Origin of the sequence: Microbacterium sp., from assembly GCF_036277215.1 — a bacterium.
GTDB lineage: Bacteria > Actinomycetota > Actinomycetes > Actinomycetales > Microbacteriaceae > Microbacterium.
Genome location: NZ_DASUNI010000349.1, coordinates 1 through 9,509, shown reverse-complemented (window position 1 = coordinate 9,509; position 9,509 = coordinate 1). Strand labels below are relative to the sequence as shown.

Genomic DNA, 9,509 nt, shown 5'->3' with positions numbered 1-9,509 from the left:
AGCTGCTGACCGGCGGTGACGAAGATCAGCTCATCCAGGATCTGCTGCAGGGAGATGCCGAAGACGAGGCCGATGGTCGCGGCCGCTGGCCGGACTGGCTGGGCACGGCGATCCGCTCCACGAAGGGCTTCCGCACCGAAGTGCGCGCCTTCCTGGCCGAGTGCACGACCCTCGGCATCGAATCGCGCCGGCTCCGCGAACTCGGCGCCGCCCACGCGATCCCGGTGTGGGAGACGATGGCGTCCTTCCTGGATGAGTACCTTCACGTCCGGGCCGACATGCGCGGCGCGCACCGGGATGCCGCGGGGCTGGTGCGCGAGGCCGTCGGAGTGCTGCGCACCGCCCCTCTGGGCGCAGAGGCGGTCGGCCGCGCCGCGGTCATCCTGGTGGACGATGCGCAGGAGCTGACCCTCGGCGGCGTGGAGCTGCTGGAGGCGTGCGTCGACCGGGGCACGGCGGTGCTGGCCTTCGGCGACCCGGATGTCGGGTCGGGAGCCTTCCGCGGTGCCACGCCCGAGAACTTCGCCCGCCTCGCGGCGAGCCTCGGCGGCGTCTCGGTGCTCGGGGTCTCTCACCGCGGCACCGCCTGGCAGAACGAGCTGGTCCGCCAGGTGACGCAGCGCATCGGCGCGGTCGGCGTGGTCGCGCATCGCTCGGGCGGAGGCGGCGCGGCAGCCGACGGGTCGGTGCGCGCACTGACGCTGCGTTCGGCGGCCGAGCAGTACGACGCCATCGCGCGGCTGCTGCGCGAACGGCACGTGCATGACGGGGTCCCCTGGTCGGCGTGCGGCGTTCTCGCTCACGACACGCGTCAGGTCGCGGCGCTCGAAGTCGAGCTCGGCGCGCGGGAGGTTCCCACGCGGTCCAGCGGCCCGGGGCGGCCCCTGGGCACGCTCGCCCCGGTGCGTGATCTGCTGCGCCTCATCGACCTGGCGGCTCGCGACGAATGGACCTCCGATGACGCGGTCGAGGCGCTGCTCGGGACGGGCGGGCGCCTCGACCCCATCGAGTTGCGCCGGCTGAGATCGGCGCTGCGTCACACCGCCCTCCGGCAAGCTCAGGAACCGGGCGCCGATCCGGCGCTGTCCGGACGCGAGCTGCTGCTCTCGGCGATGCGGCAGCCGCTCGAGTTCGACCTGATCGATACGCGCGAGGCCCGGCGGGCGGCTGTCGTGGCCCGGACGCTCGCCGTGCTGCGAGAAGAGCTCGCACGGGGTGCGACGGCGCACGAGCTGCTGTGGACGGCGTGGGATCGCAGCGGGCTGGAACGGTCATGGTCCGAGCTCGCGCGCGGCGCCGGTCCGCTCGCCGAGCAGGCGAACCGCGATCTCGATGCGGTGGTCGCCCTGTTCCAGGCTGCGAAGCGGTTCGTCGAGCGATCGCTGGATGCCGACCCGCGGGTGTTCGTGCGCGGCATCCTCGACAGCGGCGTCGCCGAGGACCGGCTCGATGCACCCTCCGGCGGGGAGACCGTGCGCATTCTCACTCCTGCCGGGGCGCTGGGCACCGAGTTCGACACGGTGGTGATCGCGGGTGTGCAGGACGGGGTGTGGCCGAATACGCGGCTGCGAGGATCACTGCTGGACACGTGGCGCCTGGCGGATGCCGCTGCCCGCGCAGACGGCGGTGTCGCGTCCACGCTGGATCGGCGCCGTGCCGCGATGCACGACGAGCTCCGGCTGCTCGCGCGCGCGCTGTCGCGCGCGACGGAGCGCGTCGTCGTCACCTCAGTCGACGACGACGACACCGGGCCGAGCGTCTTCTTCGAGTTCCTGCCCGACCCCGAGCGATACACGGTCGAGCACCCGCTGTCGTTGCGCGGGCTCGTCGCGCAGCACCGGCGGGCACTGACCGACCCATCCGCGCGCGGCGATGCCGAGCGGTCCGCGAGGCAGCTGGCTCTGCTGGCCGATGCTGCGGTTCCCGGCGCCGCGCCGAGCGAATGGTTCGGTGTGGCCGCGCCCACTTCCGCCGGGCCGCTGCGCGACCTCTCCCGGGAGGACGTGCGCGTGTCGCCGTCGCGCCTGCATGCGCTCGAGGAGTGCGAGCTCAATTGGGTCATCGGCGATCTCGGTGGCGATCCGGGCGGGGCTACGGCGGGTCTCGGCACGATCATCCACGCGGCGCTGGAACATTCGGCCGGCTCCGACGAGGCGAGCCTGTGGGCCGAGGTCGAGTCGCGGTGGGGCGAGCTGACGTTCGAAGCGGCCTGGCGCGACCGGGCGGAACGAACGCGAGCCCGTGACCTCGTGCGGAGGCTGCATCTGTATCTGCGTCGGTTCGAAGAGTCCGGCGGCGCGCTCATCGGCGCGGAGCCTCATTTCGAGGTGGCGATCCCGTTGGAGGATTCCGCGGCGTTCGAGCACGGCGCGATCCTGTCGGGGTACATCGACCGCGTCGAGCTCACGCCCGATGGCACGGTCGTGATCATGGACCTAAAGACGGGTAAGCGCGAGCCTCAGACCGATGCGAAGGTCGTCGACAATCCGCAGCTCGGTGCATACCAGCTGGCGTACGAGTCCGGTGCGATCCCCGCTGCGGCAGGGCTTCCGCCGGGAGGGGCGAAGCTGCTCGTGCTGCGTCCGACGGCGACCCGATCGGAATACGCCACGCCGTGGCAGCCCCCGTTCGACGACGAGCGGCGGGAGCTGTTCCTCGGCCGCGTCCGGGCGGCCGTCGACGTCATGCGGGGAACGTCCTTCACCGCGCCGTACGAGGATCACTGCCGCGACGAGTTCTCGTACGGTCTGTGCCGCATCCACACGATCGGCGCGGTGAGCGCATCATGACGGCATCACTCTCGCTGGCGACGCTGTCGGCGGACGTGATCGCGGCGGCACTCGGCCAGTTCCCGCCGACCGACGAACAGGCTGCGGTGATCGAGGCGCCCCTCGCTCCCGCCCTGGTCGTCGCCGGAGCCGGCAGTGGAAAGACCGAGACCATGGCCGCGCGTGTCGTTTGGCTTGTGGCGAACGGGATCGTCCGCCGCGATGAAGTGCTGGGTCTCACCTTCACGCGCAAGGCGGCGGGCGAGCTCTCCGACCGCATCCAGCGTCGACTGCAACGGCTGGCCGAATTCGAGCAGCGCGGGCTGCTCGCCGCACTGCCCGCACTGCACGCGGACGGTCGCCTCGACCTGTTCGGCGAGCTCGAGCGTGCCGGGGGCGACGGCGCGAAGGCGTCGGCGGCGCGTCACGCCGCGATGGACGCACTCGCCGCCGAAGTGCGCGCGTCGCCCGGGGCGCCCGACGACGACACGCTGCTGCACCGTCCCACGGTCGCGACGTACAACAGCTTCGCCGACCAGATCGTTCGGGAGCACGCGGTCCGCATCGGTCGCGACGCCGAGGCGGTACTGCTTTCCGAGTCGGCGGCGTGGCTGCTGATGCGCCGAGTGGTGTTCGCCTCGGACGACCCGCGGCTGGAGACGCGCGGCGAGGCGGTGCGCAGCATCGTCGACGCGGCGCTGCGGATCGCTCGCGACGGGGTCGACAATCTCGTGTCATTCGACGAGCTCGCCGACTTCCCGAGCCGGTTCAGCGATGTGCTCGAGCGGCCGTCGACCCGCAAGGGCACCGTGGTCTACGGCGATGTGGCGGAGGCCCAGGAGAAGGTCGGCGCCCTCGCCCTGCTCGCCGACCTCGCCCGGGAGTATGCGGCCGAGAAGCGCCGGATCGGCGTGCTCGACTTCTCGGATCAGGTCGCAGGAGCCCTTGATGTGGTGCGCACCCACCCGGTCGTGGCAGCCGAGGTGCGCGAACGCTACCGCGTCGTGCTTCTCGACGAGTACCAGGACACCTCGGTGGTGCAGACAGATCTGCTCGCCGCCCTGTTCGCGGACTCCGGCGTGATGGCGGTGGGCGACCCGCACCAGGCGATCTACGGCTGGCGAGGAGCGAGCGCGGGCAACCTCGGCGGCTTCCCTGCGGCGTTCTCTCCCGATCGGACGTGCGCGCACTTCTCGCTCCTGACCAGCTGGCGCAACAGCTCGGACGTGCTCACCGCCGCGAACGCCGTGCTGGCACCGCTCGCGGCCTCGGCATCCGTCGCCGTCGACGAGCTGCGGGCGCGGCCGGCGGCGCCGCGCGGCTCTGTCGGACTGGTATTCGAGACCGATCTCGACACCGAGGCCGACCGGGTGGCGGAGTGGTTCGCCCAGGTCCGCGCCGCGCGGGCGATGGACGGGCGTTCGACGACGGGGGCGATCCTGTTCCGCAGCAAGAAGCACATGGTGCGCTTCGGGGATGCACTCGGACGGCATGGCATCCCGCACCGCATCCTCGGGCTCGGCGGACTGCTCTCGACCCCGGAGGTGGTGGACGTCGTCTGCGCGCTGCGGGTGCTGAGCGACCCGAGCGCGGGGTCGGCGCTGATCCGGCTGCTCGCGGGCCCCCGGTGGGCGATCGGGCTGCCCGACCTGCGTGAGCTCGGCGCCCTGGCGCGCCGCATCGCGCGGCACGATGCCGCACTCCAGCCCCTTGCCCCTGACGTGGTCGAGCGCATCCGCAGCAGTGCCGGAGACGACGACGGGTCGTTGGTGGATGCGCTCGACTTCGTGCTGCGTCATCAGCCCGATCACGGCTGGCTGAGCGGATTCACGCGCGAGGCGCGCGAGCGGCTGCGCGACGCGGCTTCGGTGTTCGCGGGACTGCGCCGGGCGGTCGGGATGCCGATCCCCGACATCGTGCGGCTCATCGAAGTGGAGCTGCGGCTGGACGTCGAACTCGCGGCGAACGAATCGCGCGGACCGGCCCGGATCGCCTCGGCTCAGCTGCGCGCGTTCGTCGACGAGCTGCATGCCTTCCTCGCTGCCGACGAGTCGGGCTCGATCGCGAACCTGCTCGCCTGGCTCGACCATGCCGAGCAGCTCGACGAGTTCGCCCCCCGCACCGAACCGCCCGAGGCCGATGTGGTCCAACTTCTGACCATCCACGGCTCCAAGGGCCTGGAGTGGGATGCCGTGGCGGTCGTGCGCCTGGTCAAGGACGAGCTGCCGAGCATGCCGCGCGACACGAAGGGCTGGCTGGGCTTCGGAATCCTGCCCTACTCATTCCGCGGCGACGCGCGCTGGCTGCCCGCGCTGCAGTGGGAGAGGGCCGTAGCGCCGACCCAGCAGCACCTGAAGGCCGCCTTCGACTCGTTCGTCGCTGCCAACCGGGCCCGTCAGCTCGAGGAGGACCGGCGGCTCGCGTACGTCGCGGTCACCCGTGCGCGGGACCACCTCCTGCTGTCCGGTGCGAGCTGGTCGGGTACGAAGCGCCCCCGCGAGCGCAGCGTGTTCCTCAGCGAGATCGCCGCCGCCCTCGGGCTCGACTTGGCTGATGACGATCCCGGCGACGACCCCTACCTCGGCGAGCGCCGGGTGCTGCAGTGGCCGATCGATCCACTCGGCGCCCGCCGCGAGGCGGTGCAGCGCGCCGCCGCCGCGGTTCGGGCCGCTGCGGCTTTGCCGCGCGCGACCCCCGACCGTGACGCGGCCCTGCTCCTGGCGGAGCGCGACGAGCGCCGACGACCCTCAGCGGATGCGGCTCCGACGCGCATCGCGGCCTCGCGGTACAAGGAGTTCGTGTCGGATTACGCCGGAACGGTCGCACGCATCGCGCGGCCGATGCCCGAGCGTCCCTTCCGCCAGACCCGGCTCGGGACGCTGTTCCACGCGTGGGTCGAACAGCGCTCGGGCCGCATCGGCATGGCGCGCTCTCTGGACGACGCGCTCTGGGAACTCGACGAGGACGCGCCGGCAACCACGGCGTCGGCGGAGGACGCGGAGGTCTTGGCGAAGCTGCAGGCGAACTTCGCCGCGTCCGAATGGGGAGCGCTCAGCCCGATCGAGGTCGAGACCGAGATCGACTTCCCGGTGGCAGAGGGCGCGGCAGGACTCGACGGGAGGCCGCACGTGGTCATCTGCAAGCTCGACGCCGTCTACCGGCGCGATGACCGTGGGGGTCGGATCGAGATCGTGGACTGGAAGACCGGCGCCCCCCCGCGCACCGCCTCAGAACGGCAAGAGCGGATGCTGCAGCTGCAGCTGTATCGCCGCGCCTATCACGAGAAGCACGGCGTTCCCCTCGACCAGATCGACGTGGCGCTGTACTACGTGGCCGACGATCTGGTTCTGCGCGGCTGACGCGACGCACGGGAGCGCCGAGAGCTTCCGCTCAGCTGCGAGCGGCGGCTACTCGGACAGCCAGCGACGCAGTGCCGCGTCCGATGCCCGCTCGGCGTCCGCCTGCGCGTCGGAGTTGTCGGTCCCGGTCGTCGGGGCAGGGGCGGGCGCGTCGTCCTTGCGCTTCGCCCAGGTGGAGATGTCGATCGGCGCGGTCGAGACGTCGTCGTACGGCGGGTCGGTCGCCTCGGGCGAGCCGCCCGCAGTCACCGGAGCATCGAGCGATTCGTCGGGACCCTCGGCGTCACCGGTGCCGACCCACAGCGCCAGCTCCTCCGGGTCGTACGCGTCGGTGTGCATCGACGTGTCGACGGCCGCGGACTGAGCCTCGGGCACGCGGTCGAGCAGAGCGATCGCTTCGTCGACTCCGAGTGCGGCATCCGACACGATGTCGTCGTCGCGCACACCCGCCGCCAGCGACTCGAGCAGGCCGACGGCGTCGTCGACGATGTCCTGGCGGCCCGTCTCGGTTCCGTGCACCAGCCACTTCGCGAACTCGAGTTCGGCGTACAGGCGGGCGCGCGACCGAACGAGGGCGTCCGGCGCCCGGCCACTGCGTGCCACGTAGGAAGCGTAGACGTCTGCCGCTGCCGCCGGAGCGGACGCCAGCCACTGGAGGTCCGTCGCCGGATCGCCCACGGACAGTCCGTGCCACTCGAGCACGCCGGTGACGTGCGGGACGGCATCCACGTCCTCGAAGAGGAACGATGCCGCGCCCGCTCCGCCGAGCACGACGGCGGACTCGAAGCGCCAGAGCTCGTCGGCCGCGACGGCACGGCGCCAGCGATCCAGCAGCGCGAGCGGCGCGGAACGCGTCGCCTCGACCCGGTCGACCAGTCGCGAAACGTCGTCACGGACCTGCTGCGGAGTGCGGACGGGGAGCCCCTCGGTTCGCACGATCGACAGCGGAAGAGCGTGAAGCGCAGCGAGAGCCTCGCCGATCGAGGTCGCTGCTCCTCGACCGGAGGGCAGATGCGCGGCGTCCACGCGATACCCCGGAAGAAAGTCCACGACCACCGCACGGGCATCGCCGATGCCCGTCTCGCCGAGGAGCTCCGGCGCGCGGAAGGGCAGGAGGCCCCGCACTCCGGGAGTCAGTGCGCGCAGCGCGCGAGCCTCGGCAGCCAGTTCGGGCGCCGCATCCGTGTCGGCCGGGGCACGCACGACGACCCGGCGCCCGTCGTCGAGTTCGGCGAGGGCGGCGTCGTAGCGACCGGCCGCGCCCTCGGTCAGGACGCCGACGCCGACGACGCCCACGCGGGGCAGAGCCGACGTCACCGACGCGGCTAGAGTGAGGGGAGAGCGTGCCATGTGCCCAGGGTAGGTCGGGTGCGCTCGTGCGCCCCCGCGCCACGCCCGGCTTGTCCGCCAGCGGCAGAGAGGTCCTGATGACGGCGCCCGACAGCACCCAGCCTCCTGCGCTCGCCCGCTCGGGGTTGAACCGCGCCGCCGAAGAGCGTGCGAGGCCCGGCCTGCTCGATGCGGCACGAGCGGATGCCGCGACCCTCGTCCTCGTGATCAACGGAGACGCCGCGCCGCTCGCCGCTCCCGACGCTCTTCACTGGACTTCGCCGTCGCACGTGCCGAGCGGCGCGGAGTGGGCGTTCCTCGGTCGCGGCCACGACGGCGAAGCCGTCCTCGCCGCCGTGTTCCTGCGAACCGACGAGGAGCTGTTCGCCGCTCCGGGAGGGTGGGCCGCGCTGCGCACGGTCGGCGGAACGCTGCCGGCATGGGAGGCCGGCGCATTCGTCGAAGCCCTGAGCCTCGGCCGCTGGCTGATCGAGGCGCCGTTCTGCCCCGCCTGCGGTGCGCGGACCGAGATCCGCACCGCCGGATGGTCGCGGCACTGCCCGTCGTGCGGCCGCGAGCACTTTCCGCGGACCGATCCGGCGGTCATCGTCGCAATCACCAGCGCACATCATCCCGATCGGCTGCTGCTCGGATCGAATGCGCTCTGGGCGGGCAATCGCTTCTCGTGCTTCGCCGGTTTCGTCGAGGCCGGCGAGTCGCTCGAGGCCGCCGTCGCACGAGAAGTGCGCGAGGAGGCGGGGGTGGACGTCGTCGACGTGCAATACCGCGGGTCGCAGGCCTGGCCATACCCGCGCTCGCTGATGCTCGGGTTCCTCGCGATCGCCGCCGACGACGCCACCGCGGAGGCCGACGGCGAGGAGATCGTCGCCGTGCGCTGGTTCGAGCGCGCCGAGATCGGCGCGGGGCTGGCGGGCACGAGCGACCTGCTGCTGCCCGGCGCGGCATCGATCGCGCACCGGCTGATCACCGATTGGTACGCGAGTTCGGAATGAATGACCGCGCACTCTCCGGCTTGGACGATCGCCAGCTCGAGGCGGTGACGACCCTGCGCGGGCCGGTGGTCGTGCTCGCCGGCGCCGGCACCGGCAAGACTCGCGTGATCACGCACCGCATCGCGCACGGCGTGGACACGGGGGCGTACTCGCCGGGCCGGGTCATGGCGGTCACCTTCACCGCGAAGGCCGCCGGTGAGATGAGGGGAAGGCTGCGTGCTCTGGGCGTCGAAGGCGTCTCAGCGCGGACGTTCCACGCCGCGGCGCTGGCCCAGTTGAACTACTTCTGGCCCACCGTCGCGGGTGACACCGCCCCGGGGATAGTGGACAACAAAGTCCGCCTTCTCGCGCACGCCGCCGACGGGATGGGGATCGAACCCGACGTCGCCACGCTGCGGGACGTGGCCAGCGAGATCGAGTGGCGCAAGGTGACCATGCGCAGCATCGAGGCGTATGCGACGGCCCGCCCCGAGGGCGTCGGCCGGCTCGACGTGTCGCGCGTGGCCGACCTGCAGCGGGCGTACGAGAAGCTCAAGGATCAGCGGCGGCAGCTCGATTTCGAGGACGTGCTGCTCGCGTGTGCGGGGATGCTGGAGGCGGAGCCGCACGTGGCGGCATCCGTTCATGAGCAGTATCGCCACTTCACGGTGGACGAGTTCCAGGACGTGTCGCCACTGCAGCACCGCTTGCTCGAGCTGTGGCGAGGCGACCGTCGCGACATCTGCGTCGTCGGCGATGCGAGTCAGACGATCTACTCGTTCGCGGGCGCCGACGCACGCTTCCTCCTCGATTTCGCGGGCGCTCACGAGGACGCGCGGGTCGTGCGCCTCGAGACGAACGACCGATCGGATGCCGCGATCCTCGCCGTCGCGAACGAGCTGATGCGCGGCAGGCCGGGCGCCCTCGAGCTCACCGCATCCCGCGGACGCCCGCGGGCCGACGCGGGAGCGGAGGAATCCGCGGAGGCGACCGCTCCGCGGAACTCGGATGCACCCACCGTGACCGCCTACGACGACGACGTCGCCGAGGCTCGCGGTGTC

5 protein-coding genes are annotated in these 9,509 nt (G+C 72.0%); 4 read left to right on the top strand and 1 reads right to left on the bottom strand.

Annotated elements, in window-relative coordinates; all coding sequences use genetic code 11:
• Together VFX99_RS16985 and VFX99_RS16980 are read left to right on the top strand one after the other, a co-directional pair.
• On the top strand, nt 1-2,789 hold a 2,789-nt coding region (locus VFX99_RS16985), incomplete at its 5' end, for a PD-(D/E)XK nuclease family protein (RefSeq protein WP_329667473.1).
• Nucleotides 2,786-6,127, top strand: a complete 3,342-nt coding sequence (locus VFX99_RS16980) for an ATP-dependent DNA helicase (RefSeq protein ID WP_329667472.1) — start codon at nt 2,786-2,788, stop codon at nt 6,125-6,127. The genes VFX99_RS16985 and VFX99_RS16980, both read left to right, overlap by 4 nt.
• A 48-nt stretch (nt 6,128-6,175) precedes the next feature.
• Here the strand turns inward: VFX99_RS16980 and VFX99_RS16975 are convergent, their stop codons facing one another.
• The gene (locus VFX99_RS16975) at nt 6,176-7,477 is read right to left on the bottom strand and encodes a phosphotransferase (RefSeq protein ID WP_329667471.1); all 1,302 of its coding nucleotides are present in this window, start codon (nt 7,475-7,477) and stop codon (nt 6,176-6,178) included.
• A 77-nt stretch (nt 7,478-7,554) separates the two neighbouring features.
• On the opposite strand from VFX99_RS16975, the gene nudC reads away from it, so the two are divergent.
• Nucleotides 7,555-8,469: an NAD(+) diphosphatase gene (nudC, locus tag VFX99_RS16970; protein WP_329667470.1), complete on the top strand. Its 915-nt coding sequence runs from the start codon at nt 7,555-7,557 to the stop codon at nt 8,467-8,469.
• The coding region (locus VFX99_RS16965) for an ATP-dependent helicase (protein WP_329667469.1) at nt 8,466-9,509 on the top strand (1,044 nt) is incomplete at its 3' end. The genes nudC and VFX99_RS16965, both read left to right, overlap by 4 nt.

Bases quoted from the DNA above. Each gene is read 5' to 3' on its own strand.
- VFX99_RS16980 (WP_329667472.1), top strand. From the start codon at position 2,786: ATGACGGCATCACTCTCGCTGGCGACGCTGTCGGCGGACGTGATCGCG.
- VFX99_RS16975 (WP_329667471.1), bottom strand. From the start codon at position 7,477: ATGGCACGCTCTCCCCTCACTCTAGCCGCGTCGGTGACGTCGGCTCTG.
- nudC (WP_329667470.1), top strand. From the start codon at position 7,555: ATGACGGCGCCCGACAGCACCCAGCCTCCTGCGCTCGCCCGCTCGGGG.